The organism is Pectobacterium nicotianae (assembly GCF_023272715.1).
Lineage (GTDB): Bacteria > Pseudomonadota > Gammaproteobacteria > Enterobacterales > Enterobacteriaceae > Pectobacterium > Pectobacterium brasiliense.
The window spans coordinates 3145719-3171423 of record NZ_CP096821.1; the positions used below are offsets into that span (position 1 = coordinate 3145719).

At 54.1% G+C, this 25705-nt stretch carries 24 protein-coding genes; 13 read left to right on the forward strand and 11 right to left on the reverse strand.

Translation table 11 applies throughout. The features are described 5' to 3' along the window. Positions 1-207: 207 nt before the first annotated feature. On the reverse strand, positions 208-1644 hold the full coding sequence (locus MYB54_RS14140) for a glycoside hydrolase family 1 protein (protein WP_248720933.1): 1437 nt from the start codon (positions 1642-1644) through the stop codon (positions 208-210). 203 nt (positions 1645-1847) lie between these two features. Then, on the reverse strand, positions 1848-2303 hold the full coding sequence (locus tag MYB54_RS14145; protein ID WP_039287413.1) for a helix-turn-helix domain-containing protein: 456 nt from the start codon (positions 2301-2303) through the stop codon (positions 1848-1850). 66 nt (positions 2304-2369) lie between these two features. On the opposite strand from MYB54_RS14145, the gene MYB54_RS14150 reads away from it, so the two are divergent. Beyond that, the gene (locus MYB54_RS14150; RefSeq protein WP_248720934.1) at positions 2370-3629 is read left to right on the forward strand and encodes an MFS transporter; all 1260 of its coding nucleotides are present in this window, start codon (positions 2370-2372) and stop codon (positions 3627-3629) included. A gap of 11 nt (positions 3630-3640) precedes the next feature. Here the strand turns inward: MYB54_RS14150 and MYB54_RS14155 are convergent, their stop codons facing one another. Beyond that, positions 3641-3991, reverse strand: coding sequence for an ArsR/SmtB family transcription factor (locus MYB54_RS14155; RefSeq protein ID WP_014914858.1), 351 nt, complete (start codon positions 3989-3991; stop codon positions 3641-3643). 52 nt (positions 3992-4043) lie between these two features. Here MYB54_RS14155 and MYB54_RS14160 point away from each other — a divergent pair, with 52 nt between their 5' ends. Further along, positions 4044-5048: a threonine ammonia-lyase gene (locus MYB54_RS14160; protein WP_248720935.1), complete on the forward strand. Its 1005-nt coding sequence runs from the start codon at positions 4044-4046 to the stop codon at positions 5046-5048. Positions 5049-5085: 37 nt separating this feature from the next. On the opposite strand, the gene proR is transcribed toward MYB54_RS14160, so the two are convergent. The 3 genes from proR to MYB54_RS14175 form a co-directional block, all read right to left on the reverse strand. Then, positions 5086-5388 (reverse strand): transcriptional regulator ProR, encoded by a 303-nt coding sequence (gene proR / locus MYB54_RS14165; RefSeq protein WP_014914856.1) that lies wholly within the window; start codon positions 5386-5388, stop codon positions 5086-5088. Between the two features lie 4 nt (positions 5389-5392). After that, the gene (locus MYB54_RS14170; protein WP_180788117.1) at positions 5393-5746 is read right to left on the reverse strand and encodes a type II toxin-antitoxin system RelE/ParE family toxin; all 354 of its coding nucleotides are present in this window, start codon (positions 5744-5746) and stop codon (positions 5393-5395) included. Between the two features lie 223 nt (positions 5747-5969). Continuing rightward, positions 5970-6410: a winged helix-turn-helix transcriptional regulator gene (locus MYB54_RS14175; protein ID WP_039500392.1), complete on the reverse strand. Its 441-nt coding sequence runs from the start codon at positions 6408-6410 to the stop codon at positions 5970-5972. Between the two features lie 102 nt (positions 6411-6512). On the opposite strand from MYB54_RS14175, the gene MYB54_RS14180 reads away from it, so the two are divergent. Together MYB54_RS14180 and yghU are read left to right on the forward strand one after the other, a co-directional pair. Then, positions 6513-7124, forward strand: a complete 612-nt coding sequence (locus MYB54_RS14180) for an NAD(P)-dependent oxidoreductase (protein ID WP_039287426.1) — start codon at positions 6513-6515, stop codon at positions 7122-7124. Positions 7125-7289: 165 nt separating this feature from the next. Further along, entirely contained in the window at positions 7290-8129 is an 840-nt protein-coding gene (gene yghU, locus MYB54_RS14185) for a glutathione-dependent disulfide-bond oxidoreductase (RefSeq protein ID WP_039508969.1), read from the forward strand. A 59-nt stretch (positions 8130-8188) separates the two neighbouring features. On the opposite strand, the gene MYB54_RS14190 is transcribed toward yghU, so the two are convergent. Then, the gene (locus MYB54_RS14190) at positions 8189-9433 is read right to left on the reverse strand and encodes a multidrug effflux MFS transporter (RefSeq protein ID WP_205567946.1); all 1245 of its coding nucleotides are present in this window, start codon (positions 9431-9433) and stop codon (positions 8189-8191) included. 93 nt (positions 9434-9526) lie between these two features. Here MYB54_RS14190 and MYB54_RS14195 point away from each other — a divergent pair, with 93 nt between their 5' ends. Together MYB54_RS14195 and MYB54_RS14200 are read left to right on the forward strand one after the other, a co-directional pair. Further along, the gene (locus MYB54_RS14195; RefSeq protein WP_248720936.1) at positions 9527-10813 is read left to right on the forward strand and encodes a TetR/AcrR family transcriptional regulator; all 1287 of its coding nucleotides are present in this window, start codon (positions 9527-9529) and stop codon (positions 10811-10813) included. Between the two features lie 182 nt (positions 10814-10995). After that, positions 10996-13185, forward strand: a complete 2190-nt coding sequence (locus MYB54_RS14200) for a TonB-dependent siderophore receptor (RefSeq protein WP_248720937.1) — start codon at positions 10996-10998, stop codon at positions 13183-13185. A gap of 158 nt (positions 13186-13343) precedes the next feature. On the opposite strand, the gene MYB54_RS14205 is transcribed toward MYB54_RS14200, so the two are convergent. Then, complete coding sequence (locus MYB54_RS14205) at positions 13344-14315, reverse strand: chemotaxis protein (RefSeq protein WP_104211777.1); 972 nt, start codon at positions 14313-14315, stop codon at positions 13344-13346. 542 nt (positions 14316-14857) lie between these two features. Here MYB54_RS14205 and MYB54_RS14210 point away from each other — a divergent pair. Genes MYB54_RS14210 through MYB54_RS14230 form a run of 5 tightly spaced genes read left to right on the forward strand, consistent with a single transcriptional unit; the run spans position 14858 to position 19081 of the window. Continuing rightward, positions 14858-15520 carry a DUF3313 domain-containing protein gene (locus MYB54_RS14210; RefSeq protein ID WP_080163777.1) on the forward strand — a complete coding sequence of 221 codons (663 nt, stop codon included), beginning with the start codon at positions 14858-14860 and terminating at the stop codon, positions 15518-15520. A gap of 34 nt (positions 15521-15554) precedes the next feature. Beyond that, positions 15555-16190 carry a paraquat-inducible protein A gene (locus tag MYB54_RS14215; protein ID WP_226293441.1) on the forward strand — a complete coding sequence of 212 codons (636 nt, stop codon included), beginning with the start codon at positions 15555-15557 and terminating at the stop codon, positions 16188-16190. Further along, positions 16180-16797, forward strand: coding sequence for a paraquat-inducible protein A (locus MYB54_RS14220; protein WP_248720938.1), 618 nt, complete (start codon positions 16180-16182; stop codon positions 16795-16797). The genes MYB54_RS14215 and MYB54_RS14220 overlap by 11 nt, the downstream gene beginning before the upstream one ends. After that, positions 16794-18440: a PqiB family protein gene (locus tag MYB54_RS14225; protein ID WP_248720939.1), complete on the forward strand. Its 1647-nt coding sequence runs from the start codon at positions 16794-16796 to the stop codon at positions 18438-18440. The genes MYB54_RS14220 and MYB54_RS14225 overlap by 4 nt, the downstream gene beginning before the upstream one ends. After that, entirely contained in the window at positions 18437-19081 is a 645-nt protein-coding gene (locus MYB54_RS14230) for a PqiC family protein (RefSeq protein WP_248720940.1), read from the forward strand. Before MYB54_RS14225 ends, MYB54_RS14230 begins: the two co-directional genes overlap by 4 nt. On the opposite strand, the gene MYB54_RS14235 is transcribed toward MYB54_RS14230, so the two are convergent. Then, positions 19059-19673, reverse strand: coding sequence for a TetR/AcrR family transcriptional regulator (locus tag MYB54_RS14235; protein WP_039500382.1), 615 nt, complete (start codon positions 19671-19673; stop codon positions 19059-19061). The two genes, MYB54_RS14230 and MYB54_RS14235, sit on opposite strands and share 23 nt — an antisense overlap. A gap of 493 nt (positions 19674-20166) precedes the next feature. Between MYB54_RS14235 and MYB54_RS14240 the strand changes: the two genes are divergently transcribed. Next, entirely contained in the window at positions 20167-20904 is a 738-nt protein-coding gene (locus tag MYB54_RS14240; protein WP_014914840.1) for a LuxR family transcriptional regulator, read from the forward strand. 14 nt (positions 20905-20918) lie between these two features. Here MYB54_RS14240 and MYB54_RS14245 read toward each other — a convergent pair whose 3' ends face one another. Further along, complete coding sequence (locus tag MYB54_RS14245; RefSeq protein ID WP_248720941.1) at positions 20919-22691, reverse strand: ABC transporter ATP-binding protein; 1773 nt, start codon at positions 22689-22691, stop codon at positions 20919-20921. After that, complete coding sequence (locus MYB54_RS14250; protein WP_305883894.1) at positions 22691-24514, reverse strand: ABC transporter ATP-binding protein; 1824 nt, start codon at positions 24512-24514, stop codon at positions 22691-22693. The genes MYB54_RS14245 and MYB54_RS14250 overlap by 1 nt, the downstream gene beginning before the upstream one ends. A 215-nt stretch (positions 24515-24729) precedes the next feature. Here MYB54_RS14250 and MYB54_RS14255 point away from each other — a divergent pair, with 215 nt between their 5' ends. Then, the gene (locus tag MYB54_RS14255; RefSeq protein WP_014914837.1) at positions 24730-25698 is read left to right on the forward strand and encodes a helix-turn-helix transcriptional regulator; all 969 of its coding nucleotides are present in this window, start codon (positions 24730-24732) and stop codon (positions 25696-25698) included. Positions 25699-25705 lie beyond the last annotated feature (7 nt).

A 25705-nucleotide genomic window follows, 5' to 3' on the forward strand; every position in this document is an offset into this window, starting at 1 on the left:
GTGAGTATGAATATTCATCACATATTAGCCAACTAATAATTTCATCACTAATAATCACACTAGACTAGATCCAAATTTATTGAATAGATATTCATAAAAAATTAAGCAGTTATTATTTATCACATCATCCCAGCAATGAGCCATTTTTATTCACTAAACCACAAAAAACATTCCCGATGCAGGGAATCTGCATCGGGAAGCCTTCATTTAACTGACATCACCACCGTTAGTGGCAATCACTTTCTTATACCAGTGGAACGATTTCTTCTTATAGCGGTTGCCGCTGCCGGAAATCGTGTCATCCAGATCGACATAGATAAAGCCGTAGCGTTTGCTCATCTCGCCGGTAGACATACTGACCAGATCGATGCAACCCCACGGGGTATATCCCATCAGCTCAACGCCGTCGGCAATCGCGTCTGCCATTGCCTCAATGTGCTGGCGCAGATAGTTGATGCGATAGTCGTCAGCGATGTAGTGATCTTCATTCAGCTTATCCACCGCGCCCAAACCGTTTTCGACAATAAACAGCGGTTTTTCGTAGCGGTCATACAGTTGGTTGAGCGCAATTCGCAGCCCCACCGGATCAATTTCCCATCCCCACTCGCTGGCTTCCAGGAACGGATTGCGTGCCCCGCCCAGCAGGTTGCCGTGGGATGCCGCCGCATCCGGATCAGTTTTATAGGTGGTAGAAGACATGTAGTAGCTGAAACCGATGTAGTCGACGGTGTGCTGCTTAATCAGCTCCAGATCTCCCGGTTGAATATCCAGCGTGACGCCCAGTGACTGCCACAGGCTTTTCGCGTAGTAGGGATATTTCCCGCCCGCCTGCACGTCCGCACAGTAAAAGTTAAATGACTGCGTCTCTTTCAGCGCCGCCAGCTGATTGATGGGGTTACAGTCATAGGCGTAGTTAGTGGCAAACAGGATCATGCAGCCGATCTGGATCTGCGGATGGGTCTCATGCGCAATTTTCACCGCCAGACTGCTGGCGACAAACTGGTTATGCCATGCCTGGAATTTCGCCTGTGGATCCAGCGCACCGGTCTGCACCGTCAGCCCCTGACTCATGATCGGGAAGTGGGCAGCACTGTTGATCTCGTTAAAGGTCATCCAGTACTTCACTTTGTGGCCGAAGCGCTCCAGCACCGTGCGGGCAAAGCGCTCGAAGTGACCGATTAACTCACGGTTTTTCCAGCCGCCGAAGACGGTGGCAAGATGCAGCGGCATCTCATAGTGAGAGATCGTAATCACAGGCTCAATGCCATGGGCGATGCAGGTATCAATCACCTGTTCGTAGTGACGCAGTCCCGCTTCGTTGGGCTCCAGCTCAACGCCGTTCGGGTAGATGCGCGTCCAGGCAATGGAAAAGCGATAGCATTTGAAGCCCATCTCGGCAAACAGCGCAATATCTTCACGGAAGCGATGGTAGTGATCGATACCTTTATGGTTAGGATAGGTGTAGCGCTGCTCATCCAGCGTGAAGTCAAACGCGTCGGAAGCCACGATGCTTAAACGCGCTTTACCGCCGGGAATCGCATCCACAATCGACAGCCCTTTGCCATCGATATTGTAGGCCCCTTCGACCTGATTCGCTGCGGTGGCCCCGCCCCACATAAAGCCGTGCGGAAATTTTTCGCTCATGGCACTTATCCTTTATCAATGCTGATTATTTATCGATGATGATTTTTTAATGTCGTGGTTCTGCCTGACGTTGCTTTGATTCAGCACGACCCGAATGGCGGAAATTCTAGAGGAAAAGAGAGGGCATGAACAGAAATAAGGAACCGGTTGCATATCCGGTACAAGCGGGTCTGGCGGCGTAGAAAACCCCGTCCAGGACAGCGTTATTTTTTCGTTTTCTGAGGCGCTTTTCGCGTGGCTGACTTGCTCGTTTGATCGCGCATCTGGCTCTTTCGATGCGTGGTCTCCACGAGTTTCCTGAACGTCGGACACTCCATATGCGATGGCGCAGAACAGTCGGCGACGTGCCGCAGCGTGTCGCGCAATATCGTCAACTCATGGATTTGCCGATCGATGTCGTCGGCCTTCTGATGCAGCGCAGTGCGGGGCAAGTCCGGCATCCCATCCTTGTTAAACATGCCAGCGATTTCTTGCAGTGAGAACCCCGCCGATTTCCCCATCGTAATCAACCTGAGTTGCAGCAGCACGTCGGCAGGAAACTGCCGCCGAAGCCCGTGGCGGGACACCGAAGCAATTAACCCAATTTCCTCGTAATAACGCAGCGCCGAAGGCTTGATTCCACTCTTCTCCGCGATTTCGCCTATATCCAGAAATTTCATGCTTGACCTCAAGTCGACTTGAATTTGTAGCATGCTCTGGAACCCACATTCTGACAAGGATAAAAAATGACAATTAACCAACTGGGCGAACCAGAGCAGGCCAAATCGGGGGTCACTATCACACTGGCACTCGCAATACTGTCGGCCTCGCTGGGAACAAGCATTGCCAATATTGCCCTTCCGACGCTGACAGCCGTATTTTCTGCGCCCTTCGCGCAGGTGCAGGCCATTGTCATCGCCTATCTTGCAGCCATGGCGCTTTCGGTTGTGATCGCGGGTCGCCTTGGCGATCGCTATGGGCTGAAACCCGTTTTCATTGCAGGTCTTGGGCTCTTCGCCATCGCTTCGCTGCTGTGCGCCATTGTCCCCCAGCTGTGGCAACTTATCGCGGCAAGAGCATTTCAGGGGATCGGTGCAGCCTTCCTGATGACGCTCGGCATGGCGCTGCTGAGGCAAACGGCCGGGGAGAAGCATGTCGGGCGAGCGATGGGGATACTGGGAACGGTATCCGCACTGGGGACCGCGCTTGGCCCTTCTGTCGGCGGCTTCCTGCTTGCGATAGCAGGATGGCGTAGCCTGTTCTGGATACAGATCCCGCTGGTCACGATCGTGTTGTTCATGGCTTTTACCCTACTGCCAGCCACGCCGGTGAAAGGCAAGGCTGTATTATCAGGGGGGTTACCATTGCGGAACACGACGCTGTTGCCGAACCTCACGCTCAATGCCGCCGTCGCCGCCATCATGATGACGACGCTAATCGTCGGTCCCTACTACCTTGGTCAGGGTCTGGGTTTGAAGGAAACGTTGGTGGGGATGGTTATGGCCATTGGCCCTGCTATTGCGATTTTCTGCGGCATTCCGTCAGGGCGGCTAGTCGATATATGGGGATTTGGACGGGCACTCATCGCCGGACTCTCCCTCGTGATTGCTGGCACCTTTATGCTGGCGATCTTGCCAACAATGCTTGGCGTCGCGGGTTATATCCTTGCCATTATTGTCCTGACACCAGGCTACCAGCTCTTTCAGGCGGCAAACAACACCGCCACCCTTGCCGAGGTTCCCGGAAATCAGCGCGGTACGGTCTCTGGCCTGCTTAACCTGTCACGCAATATTGGGCTGATCGTCGGAGCATCGCTCATGGGACAGATTTTCGCTTTGGGTGTCGGTACGGAAGATTTTGCCCATGCCGCCCCCACTTCCCTCGCACATGGCATGCAGCTGACCTTCTTTCTGGCTGGCGCTATCGTGCTTGTCGTCCTTGCCTTCACCCATCTGCCAAGCTGGGCTGCGCGGGCTCACTCAGCTAAGTCTCAGGGGAAGCGATGACGGCTAACGGCCTATTCTGACGGTTTATGTTGACGAGAGGCGACCTTTGCAAGCTCAGACAATACCGAGGTTGCCTCCTCTAAACGCTCAGGGACGAGCTTGTAGAACACCCAGTTTTTGATGCGCTTCGATGTGACAATTCCGGCTTTCGATAAATATTGAAGATGACCGGTGACAGTTGGCTGGCTCAGACCGATCTTCTCGGTGATAAAACCGACACAGACCCCATCGTTAACCAGATCCCCGTCCTGCTGTTCAGGGAAGTGTGCGCGAGGATCGGCCAGCCATTCCAGAATGATGAGCCGTTGCTCATTGCCGAGCGCTCGCAGCAAATCGGCCGTTGTCGCCACATGCTTGTTCATATAGCCAAATACCTATATAGTCATTTCCATATACAGTTGATAGGGAAATACTATGACAAGCGAACACCAAAGGGCAACCAACTCTGTAACGTTGAAAGATATTTACGCCGCCGCTCAGCAGATCAAGGGAACAATAGGCAGGACACCGCTGGATCCTTCGCCACCGCTATCCGCCCTTGTCGGTGCGGAAATCCGACTCAAAATGGAAAACCTCCAGCAGACCGGTAGCTTTAAGCTGCGTGGTGCGGCAAATGTTCTTGCCAATCTGGATGCAGAACAGCGCCGTGCTGGCGTTATTGCCCCCACAGCAGGAAATCATGGATTAGGACTCGCCTATGCCGGGCAGGTCGCAGGCATCCACGTAACCATCTTTTTGCCACGCGCGGCAGATCCAATGAAGGTCGCAGCCATGAAAGGCTGTGGCGCACGTATTACGTTCTTTGATGACATCGAAGAGGCAAGGCAAGCGGCTATCGCCGCTGCGCACCAGTCAGGTGCCACCTTCGTTTCTGCCTACGACAACCCGCATATGATTGCAGGCGGTGGCACTGTCGGTCTTGAAATCATGGAAGACTGGATGGATGCAGAGATCATCCTGGTGAACATCGGCGGCGGCGGGCTCATCTCAGGAATTGCGACAGCGGCCAAAGCAATCAATCCCGCGATCGAAGTATGGGGTATACAAAGTGAAGCGAGCCCAACGTTCGCGCGCTGGAAAGAAGCAGGAGAAGCAATTCCCGTCGATCTGGCCCCCTCCATCGCCGAGGGCGTGAGTGGCTATATAGAGCCCAGCACGATGACCTGGCCGCTGGTTCGTGATCGCGTCGATCGTGTGCTCACCGTCGCTGAAGACGAAATCAAAGCTGCGATGCTATCAATGCTCGATCTGCATCGCCATGTTGTCGAGCCTTCAGGGGTGCCCGCTGTCGCGGGAGCCATTCGCTACGCGAAAGAGATTGGCGGACGTAAAACTGTCTGCGTCATCACCGGCAGGAACATCTCAAGCCAACGCTATCTCACGCTGCTTAATGACGCGAAAACCCGCGCGGATCAATAGGACAAACATCGTCTTTTCGGCCATACAGAATGAGACGTTACAGCGTGAACCCGTAGTGAGAACCGTCCGGCAGTTCAACATCAAGGCGCAGTTTACTGCCGGTCGCCTCAACATAGCGTTTGAGTGTGGAAAGTTTCAGATCGCGACCGGGTTTCTCCATTCCCGCAATGGTTGGCTGTTTTAATCCAAGCACCTGCGCCATTTCCACTTGCGTTTTTTGCACCCTCTCACGCAGTTCGGCGAGATGAATATTGAGTAACATGTCTGCCGCTATAGCGTGAGCATCAACGACGACGTCTGGTTTTTCATCCGCAAGGAGCTGTTCCAGCGTTCTGCCCATAGCATTACCCTCTCTTCTCTGATTTTTTCAGATACTTTGTGAATTCCCGATCGGCAAGCGGAATCATCTCATCATAAAAGCGCTTTTCATTGCCGGACTTATTCCCCGCACAGAGGAGGATCCCCGTGCGATGTGGATCGAAAGCAAAAAATGCCCGTATTGGCATCCCTCCGCTCTGAATACGTAATTCTTTCATGTTGAAATACCGGGAGCCTTTTACCGTATCAGCATAAGGCCTGGATAGCATTGGGCCTTTTTCCCGTAACACGATAAGTGCTGCAAGCACATATGCGCGATCCCTATCATTTAATGTGCTGAACCAGCTATCAAACACGTCCGTCATTTCAATTTTCCACACTGGGCCACCTCTAATATAGCTCAAATGCTATATAGGTTAAAAGCAATAATGCGAATAATGACGTGGTATAAAACGACATGCACCGACATAACTAAAGAAGCCGAAGCGGCATTCCAGATTTACGATGCAAGTGAAATGACATGCTGGCCTCATGCGAACAAGGTCGCACGAAGAAGTGATATATAGATTGGGGAGACCGATTGATTAAGCGTCAATTAGCCGTTCAGGCATCGCGCTGTCTGGCCTGGCGGCGGGAGCGGCAAATTTCAGCATGGTTCCGATCGGCCCACTGAATTAACAACTGCATAGGCTGCAAAAAGGAATGCCCGAGTGGCGTCAGCGTGTATTCCACGCGCGGGGGAACTTCTGCATAAATCGTCCGATGAATAAACCCATCCGTCTCTAGCCGTTTTAACGTACGTGACAGCATTTGACGCGAAATATCGTCGATATGGCGATTTAATTCGTTAAAACGCAGCGTATTTTGCGCCAGCGCTTCCAGTATTAACAGACTCCACCGATCGCCGATGCGATCCAACACATCACGGATCGGACAAGGATGATCAAACGCGGAATCGTCGAGGCTTTCCGCCGGCGACGTTTTTGGGTTAACCGTGTCAGTGAGGAGTGTGTCATTAGTCATTTCTGTGTGACCTGGTTGCATGCCGGTGACTTCTTGTCCGAGAAAAGCCGGCAATGTACCATCCAGATTCTCTATAGTCTATTTTTGTTACTTAGTCCCAAAAAAAGAAAATAAGGAGTCTACATGTCACATATCGCACTCATTGGTGCCTCAGGCGATGCTGGTTCACGCATTCTTAAAGAATTATCAGACCGTGGGCATACGGTCACCGCCATCGCACGCCATCCAGAAAAGATTGCCTCGCTACCGAACGTAACGGCTAAACAAGGAGACGCACTGGACAAGGACGCTCTGGTCGCCTTATTCAAAGGGCATGATGCGGTGGTCAGCGCCGTTAAATTTGGTTCGTCCGATCCAGCAATTCTGATTGCTGCCGTTAAAACCGCAGGTGTAAAACGCTATCTGGTTGTCGGCGGCGCGGGGAGTCTGGAAATTGCGCCGGGTCAGCGTCTGATCGATCAGCCGGACTTCCCTGATGCTTACCGCCCTGAAGCCTCCCGTGGTGCAGCTTTCCTCGACTTGTTAAAGCAGGAGAAAGATCTCGATTGGTCATTCCTCTCACCGTCCGCCGAGTTTGTTCCGGGCCAGCGCACAGGTACTTTCCGTCTCGGCAAAGACACACTGCTGAGTAATGATCAAGGCAGCAGCATCTCCTTTGAGGACTACGCTGTCGCGCTGGTTGATGAAATTGAAAATCCAGCACACTCTCGTCAACGCTTTACCGTGGGTTATTAAACCCTGATAACGATCCGCACAGTGGCTGCTTTCCTCCAGCAATGTGCGGATATCGCGTTATATCAATATGTAGTAGAGATAGCACAGAACGGTATCAGCAAAATGCATGAGTTTGTTATGGTATTGACTTAACTCGCTCTCTTTTCATGCATAAGGAGTTTTTGAATGGCTACCTCCCCAACGTATGTGCCGCCAAAAGTCTGGCAGCCGGCCTCTTCCGGCGGTGCTTTTGCCAATATTAACCGTCCGATAGCTGGCCCAACGCACGAAAAAGCGCTGCCCGTTGGCAAACATCCGCTTCAGCTCTATTCGCTGGCGACGCCAAATGGCGTGAAAGTGACAATCATGCTGGAAGAGCTGCTGGCGCTGGGCCATTCAGGTGCAGAGTACGATGCCTGGCTGATTAAAATAGGCGATGGCGATCAGTTCTCCAGCGGGTTTGTCGACGTCAATCCGAACTCCAAAATCCCGGCGCTACTTGACCAAAGCGGCGAGAAACCAATTCGCGTGTTTGAGTCCGGCTCCATTCTGGTGTATCTGGCCGAGAAATTTGGTGCGCTACTACCGAATGACCTCGCCACGCGCACGGAAACCCTGAACTGGCTCTTCTGGCAGATGGGTTCCGCCCCTTACGTTGGCGGTGGATTCGGCCATTTCTACGCCTACGCGCCGGAAAAATTTGAATACCCGATCAACCGTTTCACAATGGAAACCAAGCGTCAGTTGGATGTGCTCAACCGCCAACTGGCAGAGAATCGCTATCTGGCCGGCGACAGCTACACCATTGCCGATATTGCCGTCTGGCCGTGGTACGGCGGGCTGGTACAGAACGCGCTTTACTCCGCTGGAGAGTTCTTGTCCGTACACGAGTACACGCATGTAAAACGCTGGGCCGATGAAATTGCCGCCCGTCCGGCAGTGATTCGCGGTCGCAAGGTCAACCGCACCTGGGGTGAAGAGTCTGAGCAGGTCGCCGAACGCCATCAGGCATCCGATCTGGATTAATCTTCTGCCGCCTGCCAATCAATGCAGGCGGCATTCTACTTTGTCTTCAGCGCCCTTCCCTATTCCGGCGCGCGACGATCGGTCAATGTTTCTTCCATACTATCGACACCCGCCTGTCGTGAGGCATACCACCCACTCAGCAATGCGCCTATCGCACAGACGGTTAATAGCATCACTGGCGGCAGTAACGTGCCGTCATGTACAACCCCCATAATCACGCCGGCTACCCCGCCAAAAACATACTGCAATACGCCGAGCAGCGAGGAAGCCGAACCGGTCTGACCCGGTGCCGCATTCATCGCCACCGCCACCACATTGCCGAATACCAGACTCAGGAAGCTCATGGTCAGGAATAACAATGCCGTGACAATCCACAGCGATGCAATGCCAGCCAGCAGTACGCCGGATAACACCAACCCTCCCGCAACATGCAGGGCTATCCCAATCGGCAAGATTTGATATTCACGCCAGCGATTCAGCAGAAAGATATTAATTTGTCCCAGCGCCACCATGCCCAGCGCATTCGACGCAAAAATGTAGCTGTACGTCGTGGGCGACAGGTGAAAGTATTCAATAAAGATGAAGGCAGACGCGCCAATATAGGTAAACAGGCCACCCATCACAAAAGAACCGGACAGCGTATAGCCCATGAATTTTCTCTGCCGTAATAGTGCGGCAAAGCCGGTTAACGCTGACAACGTGCCGCCGGCGACGCGGTCACGCCGCGGCAGGCTTTCCGGTACCCAGCGCCAGGTGGCAAAAAACATCAACATGCCGACAACCGTCAGTACCCAGAAAATGGCTGACCACCCCAGCGAGCCAAGCAGCAGGCTGCCCAACGGCGGTGCGACAATCGGCGCTATCGCCATCACCTGCATGAGCAGCGAGAACACTTTTGCCGCATCGCGCTCCGAGTACAAATCCGCCACGATGGCACGCGGAATCACTAATCCGGCGGCCCCCCCGAGGCCTTGCATCAGGCGGAAAAAGACAAACCACGATAACGTGGAAGCATGGGCGATCAGCAAGGAAGACACGGAAAACAGCACAATGCCCAGCAGCAACGGCCCTTTTCGACCATAGCGATCGGTCAACGGACCATAGACCAGTTGACCAAGCGCCAGCCCGATCAAAAAGACCGACAGCGAGGTCTGCATTCCGGCCGCGTCTGCCCCGATATCCTGCTGGATCGCAGGGAAAGCCGGGAGATACATATCAATCGACATGGCATCAAACGCACACAGAATGCCTAAAATGCCGATGAGAATAAAACTGCGCGACGCCAGTAAAGACGAATCAGACATCGATAACACCTCAAAAATGAGCCACTCAATGGTGAATAACCGACAGCAAAGGGAGTGCGAATCGGATAAGATGCGTATTGCTGAGCGCAATATATGACTGACCAGTCGAAAATACAAGGCAATGTGATGGCGCGCAAAAAAACCATTGGAAACGATCGGATTCTGGACGCTGCGGAACAAGTGCTGCTGCGCGATGGCGTGCATCGTTTTACGCTAGATGCCGTTGCCGCCGAAGCTGGCATAAGTAAAGGTGGGCTGGTTTACAGCTTCCCAAGTAAAGACCAGTTGATCATGACCATGCTGTCGCGTGAGCTGGCGCGTTTTGAACAGGAGGCGCAGCAGCAAACCGCACGCTACGCCAACCAGCCTCACGCCGATGTGTTGGGCCACATTGCGGCGATAGGTCAGGAAGAAGACGAGACAACATCGCGCGCGGTGGGTCTGCTTACCGCGCTGGTTCACTCCCCCGCTATGCTGGAGCCCGTGCGGGAATTTTACCGCACCCGACTGGATCGGTTACGTGACGCTACGCCGACCATGCGGCGCATCCGCCTCGCGTTTCTCGCCACAGAAGGCGTTTTTCTGTTGCAGGGACTGGGCTTCGTGGCGCTGGATCGCGAGGAACGGCAGACGATGATCGATGATGCCAAATCCTTATTCCAGCCGGACGATAGTGTCAGTACGATGACCGCACGCGCCACCACGGCTCATTGCGCGGTGCCACCGTCATCCATCACCACTTATCAGCAAGAAACGTCTTTTATCCCCACAGGAAAAACGATCTCCGAACAGGCGATCGCCTGGCTGGCAGAGAAAGGCGTCACGCCGAGCGGTACAGGATTAGAAGCGGTGCATTCCCGTGCGGCACATATTGTCGAAACGGCCACAAACATCATCAAACGTGACGGCATCAGCGCTTTAACGCACCGCGCCGTCGCAAGTGAAGCTCACGTGCCGTTAGGATCGACCACCTACCATTTTAATAGCCTGGACGACATGCTAAATGCCGTGATGAGCAGTGCAATTGCGCTGTTTCGCGATGATATGTTTAGCCGGTTTCACCAGCGTCGCCACGACGACCCGCGTGATGTCCTGACCGATTTTGTCATGCGCGGTATCGAAGATATCGACGATCTGGCGCGTGAGTACGAGCTCTTTACCGCCGCTATTTCACGTCCTTCCTTGCGCCCCATCGCGCTCGAATGGTCTAACACCGTTGTCGCCATCATCAAAGTGGTCGCTCCCGACAGCGCCGCGCTGCCGTTGGGTACGCTGATGAACGGCTTTTTCATCCGCGCGCTGCTGGAAAAACACGAGCGCACGCTGCCGCGCGATCTGGTTTATCAGTCAGTTTCTGCGCTGTATAACGCCTTCCGCTAAACCATACGGTTTTCTCGCGGGAAAGCCGTTTCCCCCTCAATGATTGTCGATTTCCTTTTCTCTCTATCTGCCCTTCACAATAAAAACTGTACATATGTACTATTTTTTGCCAAATTAGCAAACGCAAATAACTCTCGTTTGCATTCGTACATATGCGCGTCGTTAGGGATGAAACATAAAAAATGCACAAACCGCAATTCCATACCATAAAACCACTGGCACTGATCGTTGCCGGACTACTCGGAGCACACTTAGGCACGGCGCAGGCCGCCGACGAGGATGTGATGACCGTCAAGGCCACCGCCGAGCAGGAATTAAAACAGCAGCCAGGGGTATCGATCATCACGGCGGACGATATTAAAAAAGCGCCGCCCGTTAACGATCTCTCCGACATTATCCGCAAAATGCCGGGCGTGAATCTCACAGGCAATAGCGCCACCGGAGCCAGAGGCAACAACCGCCAGATCGACCTACGCGGAATGGGGCCGGAAAATACGCTGATTCTTATTGATGGTCGTCCGGTGACCTCGCGTAACGCGGTTCGCTACGCCTGGGACGGCGAGCGGGATACCCGAGGCGATACGAACTGGGTACCGGTAGAAGAAGTGGAACGCATTGAGGTCATACGTGGCCCGGCTGCCGCCCGCTACGGTTCCGGTGCGGCTGGCGGCGTGGTGAATATCATCACCAAGCGTCCATCCAACGTCTGGACCGGTTCACTCTCGCTGTACGGCAATCAGCCAGAAAACAGCAAAGAAGGCGCCACACGCCGCGCCAATATCAACCTGAGCGGCCCGCTGGCCGGTGATGCGCTCACCATGCGCCTGTACGGCAATATCAATAAAACCGATTCTGACAGTTGGGATATCAACCGTAACCAGAACGGTTCTGCCGCGGCTGGACGTGAAGGCGTGCGCAATAAAGACCTCAATACGCTACTGTCCTGGAAACTCTCACCACAGCAGATCGTTGATATTGAAGCGGGCTATAGCCGTCAGGGCAATATCTATACCGGCGATACGCAGTTCAGCGGCGGAGGGGTCATCCCCGAAAGTCTGGCAAAAAGCGGGGCTGAAACCAACCGACTGTATCGCCAGAATTATGCCATCACCCACAATGGAATTTGGGATTGGGGACAATCCAAGCTAGGTCTCGCTTATGACCAAACCAATAACACCCGGCTTGACGAAGGATTATTCGGCCGCTTTGAAGGCTCAATCAATAGCGATCGCTACAGTACCAGCCGTTTGAAAAATCTGCGTATTAACAGTGAGTTGAATATTCCGCTTGAACTTTGGGCCGAACAAACGCTCACACTGGGTGCAGAGTGGAATCGGGAGCAGCTAAACGATCCCTCCGCCAGCAGCTACACAGGAACGACTGGCGATACGATCCCCGGCACATCCATCAACCCTTCTCAGCGCAGCAGCAAAAATAGCGCCGAACTCAGTGCGCTCTATTTTGAAGACAACATCGAAGTCGTACCCGGCACCAAAGTGATTCCCGGCCTGCGCTTCGATTATCACGATAAATTCGGCGGTAATTACAGCCCCAGCCTGAACATCCAACAGGAACTGGGCGAGATGTTCAGCGTGAAAGCGGGCATCGCGCGCGCCTTTAAAGCACCAAATCTTTACCAATCTTCTACCGGTTATTTGCTTTATTCACGCGGTAACGGCTGCCCGTTCGGCGTAGATTATAATAACGGCGGCGGCTGCTATCTGGCGGGCAATGACAATCTGGATCCCGAGATCAGCGTCAACAAAGAAGTCGGGCTGGAGTTCAAACATGCCGGCTGGCAGGCAGGTGTGACCTACTTCCGCAATGACTATAAAAACAAGATTGTTTCCGGTACCGATATTCTTGGGCTGACGCAGTCAAATGCCGCGATCTTGCGTTGGGAAAATGGCGGTAAAGCGCTGGTAGAAGGGCTGGAAGCCAACCTGCTGGTGCCGGTGATTGACGACACGCTGGACTGGAGCACCAACGCCACCTATATGATTGAATCGAAAAACAAAGACACCGGCAATCCGCTGTCGATCATCCCGAAATACACCGTCAATACGATGCTGGAGTGGCAGGCTACGGATAAACTGTCCGCCAACGTCAGTTGGACGATGTACGGCAAACAAAAACCGCGTCAGTACGCGACGAACCATATAGAGAGCCAGGCTGGTGGGCTTTCTTCGCGCGAAATCGGCAGCTACTCCGTTGCGGGCGTGGGAGTGAACTACCAGTTCAGCAAGAACCTGCGCGTCAATGCGGGTATCAGTAACCTGTTTGATAAGCAGATTTATCGCGAGGCGAAAGGCGCGTCTACCTACAATGAGCCGGGACGTGCCTACTATGCGGGTGTCACCACCTCATTCTGATAGTCATCTTTTCTGACAGCGACACCTTTCTGGTTCGGCGTATTCAGGAGCCAGAAAGAACACTATTCAAATAACTAGCGACTAAAAAAATCGGCCTCTGCCCTCTCCCACCAAGGAGGAGGCAAAGGCCGAATGGGGTAATACGCGCGCTTGACTAATTAGCGGCGGACTTTCACTTTATTCAGCACGGTCTGAATCGCTGTCGACAGCTCATTGATCTCGAATTTCGCAACGTAAGCATCTGCACCCACGTTGCGTACGTGATCTTCGTTCGCGCTGCCAGACAATGAAGAGTGAATCACGACAGGAATATTCTTCAGATATTCTTCACGCTTGATATTTCTTGTCAGCGTAAAGCCGTCCATTTCCGGCATTTCCAAATCGGTCAGGACAAGCGAGATCTTATCCGAGATAGGTCGGCCTTCTGACTGTGCTTCTTGCGCAATTTGTCGAATCTTGTTCCAGGCATCCTGTCCGGTGATGTGCATACTAAACGGAATGCCCATCTGGGTTAGCCCCTGCTCAAGCAGCGAACGAGCGACTTTGGAATCTTCCGCCACAATCGCAATCGCGCCTGGCGTATAAGGGTAAATTTTCTCTTCTGCGTTCTTGAGCTTGGTTTCGCGATCGCCAGGAATGATATCAAACAGAATCTGTTCAACATCCAGCACCAGCGCCAGACGGTTGCTGTCTTTATCGTTATCAAGACGTGCAATACTGGTGATATAGGAGCTGCTCACGCCCGCTTCAGCGGCCAGAACCTGACTCCATTCCAGACGCACGATATCGTCGACTGACTCCACGGCGAATGCCTGCGTACTACGAGCATATTCCGTGATAAGGAGGATGTTCAGGCCAGTTTCTGATGAACTGCCGACGACGGCAGGAAGATCGATAACGGGAATGATTTGTCCACGAATGTTGACCATACCCAGCATCGGCGATTTCATGCCAGCCGCTTTGGTCAGCGTAGGCATCGGCACTATTTCACGCAGTTTAAACACGTTGATGCCAAACAGCTCAGATTTGCCACCTTCAGGTGATTTGCCCAGCTGGAATAATAAGAGTTCAAATTTATTAGCAGAGGTGAGGTTTGTTCTCTCATCAATTTCTTTTTGAAAATTATCCATGCTTTCCTCAGTGCGAGTCATTGTCATTATAGGTATACCGTAACAAGGCAACATTCGAGATGTGAGCAAACAGGAACCAACATCCGACCGCTCCACTGTACGTGATAGTCGTGTTCTTCAATCTTATCCAGCGTCAAACGTAAATATTTGTTAAGTGTGTCAACCTTATCATCCAACGATGCAAATCATCGGACCAGTAGACGGGATATCAGCCCTCTTCAGTATAACAGTCGGCTAGCATCCTTAAGGTGCAGATAGCATTCCCTGAATCATTAATATCGGCAGAATTTGCCAACACCTTATCCCAAATCGTGACAGAAATGTTGCCTGAGAAGAAAACCTCTCACCTCTCTTGACACCGCAGTCAGAAAAAACTAAAAACATACCGTACGGTTCAGTTTTATAAAAAGTACGCATGCCGACATTTACGCATAGCAACAGTGAAGGTGTTCTGGCACCTAAGCGGCTGGCGTAACTGGCGTCGTGTGGCTAAGGCTGCGTGTTATCACGCTATTTCGCGGTTCTCTTTACAGGATTCTCATATGTTCACATTATCCCGGGTTGCACGTCCTACCGTATTGGCTCTGGCTGTCGTACTCGCGGGCTGCGCGAGCAATCCCCCCGTGCGCTACAGCGGCATCGCCTCGTCTTCGCAATTGGCGCAAAACTCAGGTGAGCACGCGGATCGCATTCCTTACCGCTACACCACGCCCGTCGACTGGACGCAATACACTCACATCATCATCGACCCGGTCAGCATTTATCAGGGCAGCGATAACCAATTCAAGGACATGTCACAGCAGGACAAGCAGTCGCTGGCCGCCTATATGCAGGATACGTTTAGTAAAACCTTGCGTTCTCGTTTCAACGAAGTGACCTCACCTGCCCCCGGCACATTGCGGCTGAAACTGACGCTGACAGGTGCCGATACCACGACGCCGGTTGCCGGTACGTTTACCAAATTCGACCTGGCTGGCGGGCCCTACAACATCGTGCAGTCCATCCGTGGCAAAGAGGGTCTGCTCAACGGATCCGTGAACTATGCCGTTGAAATTTATGATGCGACGACCAACAAACTGCTCAATGCCTATGTCGCGAAGCAGTATCCGAACGCCATGAATGTCAGCGCCAGCGTGGGCGCACTGAGTGCTGCGGAAGTCGGTATCGATAAAGCCGCTGAAGAACTGGCGGACATGCTGAAGTAAGCGAAAAGCGACTATAACGGTGCGGAACAGCATGATGACAATCTATCCTCACTTAATTATCTGTCCGCACTGCGACAGCGTGCATCATTACCGGGCGTTAAACCCCGGTGAGGCGGCACGCTGCACACGCTGTCAGGCCACACTTTATCGTTCAGGCTGGATGAATATCGGGCATCGGCTGGCGCTGATACAAACGGCTGCCATCCTGTTTTTTATCGCCAATAGCTATCCGGTACTGAACGTTAGTTTCCACGCGCTACAGAATACGGCCACGCTGTGGCAAGCGGCGCTCGCATTGGCTAACGGGGCGACCTTGCCGCTGGCGATAGGCTGTTTTTTTCTCCTGATTATTGCCCCGTTTCTGCAAATCATGCTGACCGGTTGGGTACTGATGTTCGCCAACCAAGGCCGCTGTGCGCCCGGTTTTGTTCCCGTGATGAAGATACTGCTGTGGCTTCGTCCCTGGAGCATGCTGGAGATTGCGACGCTGGGCTTTCTGATCGCCGCCATCAAGCTCTCCGGCTTTATGCAGGTCATGCCGGGAGCGGGCTGCTGGGCGCTGGCGGCGCTGATGCTGCTGCTCGTCGTCGTCAACAGTCTGGATCTGCGCCCGCTGTGGTCACTGATGCCCACAGACAGCAACCGCAGCGCGGTCAACCATGGAAAGTAATCCGTCCGCCCAGCCGTTGGTTGCCTGTCCGGTATGCGGGCTCGTCTGCCAGCATGATACCGACACGCACGACGCGGCGCGCTGCCCACGCTGCCGGTCGCGGCTGACGTCTTCCCACAAAGACAGCACCACGTTCTCTTGCGCGTTACTGGTCGCCGCCCTGATTTTTTATATTCCCGCTAACGTGTTGCCCGTGATGTATACCCGCCTGTTCGGACTGGGGAGCGAAAGCACCATCCTAAGCGGCGTGATGGATTTCTGGCACAGCGGCGATTACGGCATCGCCCTGCTGATCTTTACCGCCAGCATTGTCATCCCCTGCATGAAATTTCTGATTCTCGGCCTGCTGCTCGTCATGTCTCGCCAAAAAAGTAGTAAAGCGATGGCCGAGCGTGCGGCGCTGTATCGGCTAACGGAATGGGTGGGTTACTGGTCCATGCTGGATGTCGTCGTTATTGCTGCCGTCTCTGCGCTCGTCAGATTTCCGCCGCTGAGTGAAGCGGAACCTCGCAGCGGCATTCTTTTTTTTGGGCTGGTGGTGATACTGACCATGTTATCTGCCATGAGCTATGACCCGCGTCTTATCTGGAAAGGTGACAAGAAATGATCCACGAACAACCCGGCGAGCCGGTGATTATCCGCCAACGCTGGCGAATCGCATTAATCTGGCTGGTACCGGCGCTCGCCATGCTAACAGGGCTCGCCATGCTGATTCACACCTGGTCGGACACCGGGCCGGAAATCGTGATTTCCTTTCAGAGCGCAAGCGGTCTTGAGGCGGGCCGTACCGTCGTCAAATATAAAGACGTCGTGGTAGGCAGTGTAAGAGACATCTCGCTAAGTCAGGACAGTCAGCAGGTTCTCGTCACGGTACAGCTCAATAAAAATGCGGAAAATCTGGCGCATGCCGATAGCCGTTTCTGGGTGGTTCGTCCACGCGTCGCCATCAACGGCGTGACGGGGATTGATACCCTGCTTTCCGGCGCTTATATCGGGGCCGATAAAGGCGAATCGACTCAGGAAAAAACTCGCTTTATCGGTTTAGAGTCGCCACCCGCGGTGATTAACGGCATGCCGGGCAGCCGTTTTATCATTCAGGCGGACGATCTCGGATCGCTGGATAGCGGTTCGCCAGTTTACTACCGCCGCATCCCCGTCGGCCGCGTCGCGTCTTACCAGTTGAATCGCGATGGCCGCAGCGTCCAGCTTCAGGTTTTCATTGATGCGCCCTACGACCGCTTTGTTACGCCAAATACCCGCTTCTGGAATGCCAGCGGAGTCGATCTCTCGGTAGACGCCAACGGTTTTCGTCTCAGAACACAAACCCTCGCGGCCATCATGGCCGGCGGCATCGCATTTTCCACGCCCGATCTGGACAACGCCATTGCCCGACCGGAACCGCTGACCACCTACAAGCTGGCGAGCGATCGGGAATCAGCCCTGTCACCGCCGGATGGTCCGCCTACCCGCTTCAAACTCCGCTTTGACCGTTCGCTGCACGGCCTGGAGATCGGCGCACCCGTTGAATTTTCCAGCGTCAAAATCGGCTACGTGACCGCCATTGAGCTGGATTACAGCAAAACGGGCTACCGCTTTCCAACCGTCGTCAGCATTGACGTGTTTCCTAACCGTCTCGGCAACGTGCTGGATAAGTTACCTAAACAGGCGATGTCGCTCGAACAGCAAACGGCTGAGTTTACGCGCGATCTGGTTGAACACGGCCTGCGTGCACAGGTGGCACCGAGCAATTTGCTGACCGGACAGCTCTATATCTCACTTGATTTTGTGCCCGATGCGGCGAAGACGACGTTTGATCTCAACACTCGCCCGTTAGTGCTACCGACCGTCGATGGGGGATTTGACCGATTACAAACGCAGATGGCGAGTATCATCGGCAAGATCGATAACCTGCCGCTGGATGCGATCGGCCGCAACATGAACACTACGCTGGTAGAGGCCAATAAAGCGCTGCGACAGGTTAACGGACAGACATTGCCGGAGGCCAATCGGTTGATGCAAAACATGCAGCAGGCCACACGCCGCGCACAGGATGTTCTGGAAGAGGATTCGCCGCTGCAACTGGGCATCACGCAGTCACTACAGGAAATTCAGCGCACCTTACGCGCCCTGCGCAGTCTGGCCGAGCAGATTGACCGTCATCCGGAGTCGCTGCTGCAAGGGCGACCAAGTGATTCATCGTCGGCGGCATTGAACCACGCTCCCCTTTCCCGAGAAGGATCTTCAAGATGAAACGAGTGGCACCACTCTTATCGCTTACCGTTCTTGCGTTGCTGAGCGCCTGCTCGTCGCCTCCGGTGCGTTACCACACGCTGCTGACGCCCGCCTCGCCCGTTGCGACCTTATCCTTTATGGCAAACACAACGCACGCGGCACCCTTTTTCATCGATGTGCTGCCCGTTGGTGTCCCGGCACAGCTTGATACGTCGCAGCTCGTTATTCGACAGGGGGATAGCGGTGCTGTCGTGCTGGATAACGAGCGTTGGCTCAGCCCGCTGGGTGAGGAAATCCGTACTTCGCTTTCCGCCGATCTGACGCAGCGTCTCAACACGCAGGATGTTTCAGGCTTGGTGCGTTCGGCAGACACACCGGTGGTCAGAATTCACCTTCAGGTTCGGCGATTTGATAGCTGGCCCGGTCAATCGGTGGCGTTCGACGCCGACTGGAGCCTAAGCGCCGTTGGAGAAGAAGATGGGCGCGCACGATTGATCTGTCGCAGCCAGTTTACCGAGCAGGCAGCGGGCAGTGATACCGCCATGCTGCACGCTCAGCAGCAGATCATCGCTCGGCTAGCGGAGCAGATCGCCGCAACGGCGACCCGCTGGATGCCGGATCGCCAAGGCACCTGCCTTACGCCGCCGCGCCGGCCATAAACATACTGACCGCATCCCCGACGATCTCGCGGATGCGGTCGAGGCTTATTGGCTGTAAATGACGGTGGAATATACGATCATCGATTTCTGCCGTCAGCAGCGCCAAAAACTGTAACGCCCGCAAGCGTGGATTTCCCGGCTTCAGTTCCTGCCGTGCTATCGCCGCCGCCATCAGTTCAGAAAGTTTATCGACGTTCTCTTTCGGACCAGAATCATAAAACAGCGAACCAATATCGGAATGCCCGGCCTCTGCTACCACCATCCGATAAATCGCCATCGCACTACTATCGTTGGTCAACACGTAGAGAATGCGTTCGCCGAAGCGCGTCAACTGCACGTCCAGCGTTTCGGCTGCCAGCGTGTCCGTCATCAGCTCCGCCGTGGCTTCGGACAGATGCATGGTCGCATGTTCACGAACGACAGCCGTAAACAGCTCTTCTTTGGTTGAAAAATAGCCATACAGCGTCGCCTTGGAACCGCCGACCCGCTTCGCCAGCTCATTCATGGTGGCGCGTTCATAGCCCATTTCCTGAAAAAGCTGCGCCGCCGTTTTAACGATGGCCTCACGGCGAGCCTTAGTGCGGACTTTCATCACCACTCCTGCCAGCCGATGCTGACGAGCAAAATAGGATTCGATATAGCAATATTATCAAAACATTAGCCTCGCCGCCGCCTCTTTACACAACGCCGCATTGCAGCATGTAACAGCGGGAGAAGAACAAGAAAGGCATGACGATGAACAGCAAAGGACGACGGGGGTTGATAAGCGAAAACGGATTATTTACTATCCAGCTCCGAATGACGGGATCCCTGTCTTTAGGGCGTGTGGCTTGATACCACACACCCTAAATTCAGTAGACAGAACAGGAACAAAATTATGGGTAATTCCCTGGGTTGGCAAATCAATTTGTAACAATTTTTTTAAAATTTACTTTCTTAAATTTTTTATAAATTGTCCTGTTCATGAAAAAATTATAAGTGATATCATGGGGTAACAGTAGTTAGACTTAGGTATAGGTCAGCACTATACTTTTAGGATGCCATCTATATCATGGGTACTTTCTTGCTTTTATTGAGGCCGTTACATGTCTGTATTTTGCTCTGACAATGAAATTATCAATAACACGATAAAAAGCTATCTCGGCCGAAAATTAAAGCAGTATGGCGACCTGAAATACGCCTACATGATCATGAACAAGAAGAACCCCTCTCAGGTTGTGATCATCTCAAATTACCCGCAGGAATGGGTTAATACCTATAAAGAGAATAACTATCAGCATATTGATCCGGTTATTTTGACGGCGATAAATAAAGTCTCGCCGTTCTCCTGGGAAGACAACATCGTTATTAACTCTAAGCTGAAGTTCTCCAAGATTTTTAATCTGTCAAAAGAGTACGATATTGTTAATGGCTACACCTTTGTCTTGCATGACAACAATAATAATCTGGCAGCGTTATCGATTATGTTTGAAGAGCACGCGCCAACGGATATGGAAAATATTGTTGAGGAAAACAAAGACAAACTGCAAATGCTGCTGATTGCCGTTCATGAGAAAATCACTACGCTTTACAAAGAGATGACGCAAAGCCCTCAAAGCAAAAAGCAAGGTGACAAAGAGATTTTCTCCCAGCGCGAAAACGAAATTCTATACTGGGCCAGCATGGGAAAAACTTACCCAGAAATTGCGCTGATTCTGGATATCAAAATCAGCACCGTGAAATTCCATATTGGTAATGTGGTAAAAAAACTGGGCGTGCTGAATGCCAAACACGCCATCAGACTGGGCGTAGAATTACAGCTCATCAAACCTGAACCTTTATAATCCTCCAGTCTATTTCACCTTAGTGAGATAGACTGCTGCGCGTTCCACAATGCGCGATAACGGCCTTCAGCATGCAGTAATTCATTATGTGTTCCCTGCTGGGAAATCCCCCCATTCTCCACCACCAGAATTCGATGTGCGCCCACAATTGTCGATAGCCGATGTGCGATGACAATAACCGTCTTGTCCTGAACCAGCCGGTCAATCGCGCGCTGTACGGCGAGCTCGCTTTCGGTATCCAACGCCGCCGTCGGTTCGTCCAGAATCACAATCGGCGCGTCCTTCAATAAGGCTCGCGCAATCGAAATACGCTGCCGTTCGCCGCCGGATAATCTGCCGCCAATATCGCCCAGCCGTGTTTGCCATCCCTGCGGCAGCCGCTGAATAAAGTCCAGGCACTGGGCGTCGGCAGCAGCCCGCTCGACCTCTGCGTCGCTGGCATCCGGACGTGCCATCCGAATGTTTGCCAGCACTGAATCATCAAACAGGTAGACATCCTGAAACACCACGGAAATCAGCCGATTTACTTCACGCGTTGGAATGTGCCGAATATCCACACCGCCAATGCACACGCGTCCGCGTTGCGGATCCGCATGGCGCATGAGCAATCGCGTTATCGTCGTTTTCCCCGAGCCCGACGGCCCGACCAACGCCGTCATCCCCTTCTCCGGCAGCGCGATGTCCACGCTATCGAGCACCGCCTCAGCCTCATTGGCATAGCGAAAACTCACCTGCTCGAACGTAACCGCATACGTCAGCGGCACGTCGACAGGTCGATGTACAGGAAGTGGTTCAATCGCCAGCAGATCGTCAATGCGGCGCAGCGCCGTATTAATCAATTCCAGCACGGCCGTATAGCTGACAAACGTCGCCAGCGGTTCAGAGAAGCGCACTACAATCACCATCATCGCGGCGACGATGGCTATATCCCACGCGCCCACCACAACGCCGCTGATACCCAGAATCAGTACGCCCTGAAGACCTAACTCCACGACGCTGGCAACCACCGCACCGGGTTTGGCACCGCTGCGGTGAGCCGACGTTTGTATCTGCTGTAGATGCTGAAAACGCTGACGCAGCGCCGATGTACGTTCAGCCTGCTGACAGCTGGTTCTCAGGACGGCGAGCCCCTGCACATATTCCACAATATCGGCACTGGTTTGCTGATTCGCTTCCGCCAGCGCCTGCATCGTGTGCGCAAATGCTGGTCGACGCCAGCGATAAAGCAGCGCGATGGCGGGAAAGATCAGCAATAAACTCACGCCCAGTCGCCACTCCACCATCAGCATGACGAGCGCTATCACGACGGGCGCCACGATAGCCAACAGCAGTTGGTTTACTATCGCCAGCATATAGTTCAGGTTCTCATCCACGCTGCCCAGCAGCAGCGCGTTGATATCCCCCGCCCGCGCGGACTGGAGCGTGGTTAGCGGCATACTGCGCAGCTGTTCTCCCAGACGCATACGCAGCTCATGAGTCGCCGCCGCAAGCTGCCCGCGATATTCAAACCCTTGGCCATACCAACGCAGCGCCAGCGTCAACAGGCTAAGAAATGTCATGAGTACCAGCCAGATCGCTATCTCGCGGGACGCCTCCACGTGGGTGAACGCCGACAGCAGCGGAAACAGGCACGCCAGCGCCAGTCCCTGCGTCATCGCCGCCGCCAGCAGGCTTACGCAACACCGACGGAACAGCCGAGATTGTGAACCCGTCACCCGTTCCAACTGACGATACGTGTGCCACCACGCGGATAACTGCGTCGTTATGACGGTATGGTTTTTGTTCATCACGCGCGCTCTCCTGACTGTCCGTTGCTCGGTGCGTTACCTAGCGCCCAGTTCTGCGCCTGCTCATAGTGTCGCCACAGTTCGCTATAGCGACCTTGTGCCACCAGCAGCACGTCATGACGACCAGACTCGCTCAACCGTCCACGGTCGAAAACCACGATCTGGTCAGCATCGCGGATCGTCGACAGGCGGTGCGCCACCATGATGACCGTTTTACCCTGCATCAAGACGCCAAGCGCCGCCAGCAGCGCCGCCTCGTTTTCCGGGTCGGCAAACGCCGTCGGTTCGTCCAGCACCAGAATCGGCCGGTTGTGCAACAGCGCCCGCGCGATGGCGATACGCTGGCGCTGTCCGCCGGACAGGAACTGGCCGCGCTCACCCGCCAGCGTGTCGTAACCCTGCGGCAACGCCATGATAAAATCGTGCGCCTGTGCCGCCGTCGCGGCGGCAATCACCTCTTCCATGCTTTTTTCCGGCAAGCCGAGCCGGATGTTATTAGCGATGCTGTCTGCAAACAGGAAGGATTCCTGAAAAACAAACGACACCTGCTGCATAAGCGTGGCGGTTTTCATCTGCCGGATATCAACGCCGCCAATCAAAATGCGCCCAGCCGTCACATCCCAAAAGCGGGGAATGAGCCGCGCCACGGTGGTTTTCCCTGCGCCAGATGCCCCTACCAGCGCCGTAACCGATCCGACTGGCACCTGAAAACTAACGTCCTCCAGTACCCAGTCGCTCGCGTGCTGGTCGTAGCGGAAACTCACCTGTTCAAAGCTCACGCTGGCATCGGCAGGCAAGGCATCGCTTTCCGTTTCCGGCAGCGGCGATAGCGCCAGCACGTCCTGAATCCGGCTGATACTCAATCGGGTTTTCGCTACCATATGGTTCAGCGCCATCATCGGCATAACAGCCTCTGCCATGCCATTACCGAGCAGCAGCACCGCGACCCACAGGCTGAAGTCCAGCTCGCCGGCGTGATAGAAACCGTACGCCACCCAGCACAGCACCAGCAGCGTTGGAAGCGGGTTAAGCACCGCGAAGGAGAAACGCGCCGAGAACCCCGCCTGCTGATACCAGCGCGTAAGCACGTCCAGATAATTTTCCAGCGCCTGCTGATAGCGCCCAAACGTTGACGCGCCGGTATCGAAGGTGCACACCACTGGCATTGCCTGCACAAATTCGATCACGGCGGTACTGACTTCTTCCCGCGCGTGGTTATAGCGCTGGTTCATCTCGCCGGCATTGCGCATCGCCAGCATCAGCACCCCGGCACCGATGACCAGCACTAGCAAGGCGGCCAGTGCCAAACGCCAGTCCAGCCAGAACAGTAAGGTCCCCGTGCACAGCGGTGCCACAAAGGCGCGGGCATAGAGCGGTGTGCTGTCCGCTACAAACAAGTGAAGCGCTTTGACATCATCCTGCACGATCTTCGCCAGCGAACCGGTGCCCAGACGCTGCACCTCGCCCAGCGGGATCCGTGCCAGCTGTTCCGCCAGCGCGCTGCGAATCTGATTTTCCAGCCGAAACGCGGCGTAGTGAGACTGATTAAAAGCCAGCAGACGCAGCAGATAGCTGGCGCACAGGCACAATACAGCCCCGACCATCGTCAACAGCGGCCATGACGCGGGTTGCACGATCAGCAGTTGGATACTCCACGCCAGAAAAAGCAGAAATGCGATGCCAGCCAGAACCGACAGCCCCGACAGACACATCGCCAGACGAATTTGCCCTCTTACGGGGTGCATAATGTGCCAGGCTCGTTTCTGTGGCGTAGAAGGCGGCGTGGCAGCGGATGAACCGCCCTCAACAGCGGAATGTGGCATAGTTGTTCTCTTTTCTCCTTCCCGCACAGTCGCTTACCCGTAACGCAAGCAAATCAACTCGACGGCGGCAATAAAGTCAGGAATAATAACTATTCTCAATTGCGTATCTACCCGATTCGAGCCGATTTCTACCCGAATCGGTACGGGTTACCGTCATCAACTGCGGTGCGATGATCGTCCGATGACCGCAAGCCGTCTCTTCAGGAGTCTGTCCATTGAATGCCTCCCCACTGAAAGCCACCAGCGAGCCTGAAGTCACCATTTCGAATTTGATCGCTGAACTGCACGTCATGCGGCCGGATACCGGTGCGGACTGTAGCCTGCTGCGCGCTACGCTTCAGGAAGGGTTGGATATTCTGGTGTGGCGCGGACAGTTCCGGCAGCCCACCACCATGCATTTGCATGACGACTGGGGACGCATCAATTTTTCCTGTTCGTTGCAGGGAGATTCGCAATTTGCACTGAAAGGCGATCGGGGACGGGAACACGTACTGAAGCAAGGGTCGGGCTGCATTAGCTACACCCCAGACTGTCAGGGCACGTCATCCTACGCCGGACAGTTTGAAAGCGTCACGGTGTCGCTAAGCCCTGAGTTACTGGCTAACTGGGTGCCGAATCTCACCGGTAACCTGCAACAGCAGTTGGACTCTGGTCGGCTCTGCACCCACTGCGACTGCAATGCCGAAATGCGGGCGACCGCGCAGGTATTGAGCCACGCGCTGTCCAGCCTGACTCACCCGCAGCAGACTGGTGAAAACCGTCATGCGCCGTTGTGGCTACTGGGGCAAAGCATGATTCTGGTTAGCCTCGCCGTCGCCGGACATGCCGACGCGGTTCCCCAGCAGGACACGCTCAGCCTGGCCGATCGCCAAAAGCTGCTGCGGGCCAAAGATCTGCTACTGGCGGATCTGTCACAGGCTCCTACTATCGCCATGCTCTCCAGAGAAACCGGATTAAGCGTACTCAAGCTGAAACGCGGATTTCGCCAACTCTTCAATAACAGCATCTATGGGTTATTTCAGGCCGAACGTATGCACGAAGCGCGGCGTCGGCTGTTTGTCACGGGCGCGCCCGTCATGGTGGTCGCCACCGATCTGGGCTATGCCAACGCCAGCCACTTTAGTGCCGCCTTCCAAAAGCAGTTCGGCGTCACGCCTTCTGCTTTCAAGCGCCTGAACATTTAGCTGAAAA

Bases quoted from the DNA above. Each gene is read 5' to 3' on its own strand.
- MYB54_RS14140 (WP_248720933.1), bottom strand. From the start codon at position 1,644: ATGAGCGAAAAATTTCCGCACGGCTTTATGTGGGGCGGGGCCACCGCA.
- MYB54_RS14145 (WP_039287413.1), bottom strand. From the start codon at position 2,303: ATGAAATTTCTGGATATAGGCGAAATCGCGGAGAAGAGTGGAATCAAG.
- MYB54_RS14150 (WP_248720934.1), top strand. From the start codon at position 2,370: ATGACAATTAACCAACTGGGCGAACCAGAGCAGGCCAAATCGGGGGTC.
- MYB54_RS14155 (WP_014914858.1), bottom strand. From the start codon at position 3,991: ATGAACAAGCATGTGGCGACAACGGCCGATTTGCTGCGAGCGCTCGGC.
- MYB54_RS14160 (WP_248720935.1), top strand. From the start codon at position 4,044: ATGACAAGCGAACACCAAAGGGCAACCAACTCTGTAACGTTGAAAGAT.
- proR (WP_014914856.1), bottom strand. From the start codon at position 5,388: ATGGGCAGAACGCTGGAACAGCTCCTTGCGGATGAAAAACCAGACGTC.
- MYB54_RS14175 (WP_039500392.1), bottom strand. From the start codon at position 6,410: ATGCAACCAGGTCACACAGAAATGACTAATGACACACTCCTCACTGAC.
- MYB54_RS14180 (WP_039287426.1), top strand. From the start codon at position 6,513: ATGTCACATATCGCACTCATTGGTGCCTCAGGCGATGCTGGTTCACGC.
- yghU (WP_039508969.1), top strand. From the start codon at position 7,290: ATGGCTACCTCCCCAACGTATGTGCCGCCAAAAGTCTGGCAGCCGGCC.
- MYB54_RS14190 (WP_205567946.1), bottom strand. From the start codon at position 9,433: ATGTCTGATTCGTCTTTACTGGCGTCGCGCAGTTTTATTCTCATCGGC.
- MYB54_RS14195 (WP_248720936.1), top strand. From the start codon at position 9,527: ATGACTGACCAGTCGAAAATACAAGGCAATGTGATGGCGCGCAAAAAA.
- MYB54_RS14200 (WP_248720937.1), top strand. From the start codon at position 10,996: ATGCACAAACCGCAATTCCATACCATAAAACCACTGGCACTGATCGTT.
- MYB54_RS14205 (WP_104211777.1), bottom strand. From the start codon at position 14,315: ATGGATAATTTTCAAAAAGAAATTGATGAGAGAACAAACCTCACCTCT.
- MYB54_RS14210 (WP_080163777.1), top strand. From the start codon at position 14,858: ATGTTCACATTATCCCGGGTTGCACGTCCTACCGTATTGGCTCTGGCT.
- MYB54_RS14215 (WP_226293441.1), top strand. From the start codon at position 15,555: ATGACAATCTATCCTCACTTAATTATCTGTCCGCACTGCGACAGCGTG.
- MYB54_RS14220 (WP_248720938.1), top strand. From the start codon at position 16,180: ATGGAAAGTAATCCGTCCGCCCAGCCGTTGGTTGCCTGTCCGGTATGC.
- MYB54_RS14225 (WP_248720939.1), top strand. From the start codon at position 16,794: ATGATCCACGAACAACCCGGCGAGCCGGTGATTATCCGCCAACGCTGG.
- MYB54_RS14230 (WP_248720940.1), top strand. From the start codon at position 18,437: ATGAAACGAGTGGCACCACTCTTATCGCTTACCGTTCTTGCGTTGCTG.
- MYB54_RS14235 (WP_039500382.1), bottom strand. From the start codon at position 19,673: ATGAAAGTCCGCACTAAGGCTCGCCGTGAGGCCATCGTTAAAACGGCG.
- MYB54_RS14240 (WP_014914840.1), top strand. From the start codon at position 20,167: ATGTCTGTATTTTGCTCTGACAATGAAATTATCAATAACACGATAAAA.
- MYB54_RS14245 (WP_248720941.1), bottom strand. From the start codon at position 22,691: ATGAACAAAAACCATACCGTCATAACGACGCAGTTATCCGCGTGGTGG.
- MYB54_RS14250 (WP_305883894.1), bottom strand. From the start codon at position 24,514: ATGCCACATTCCGCTGTTGAGGGCGGTTCATCCGCTGCCACGCCGCCT.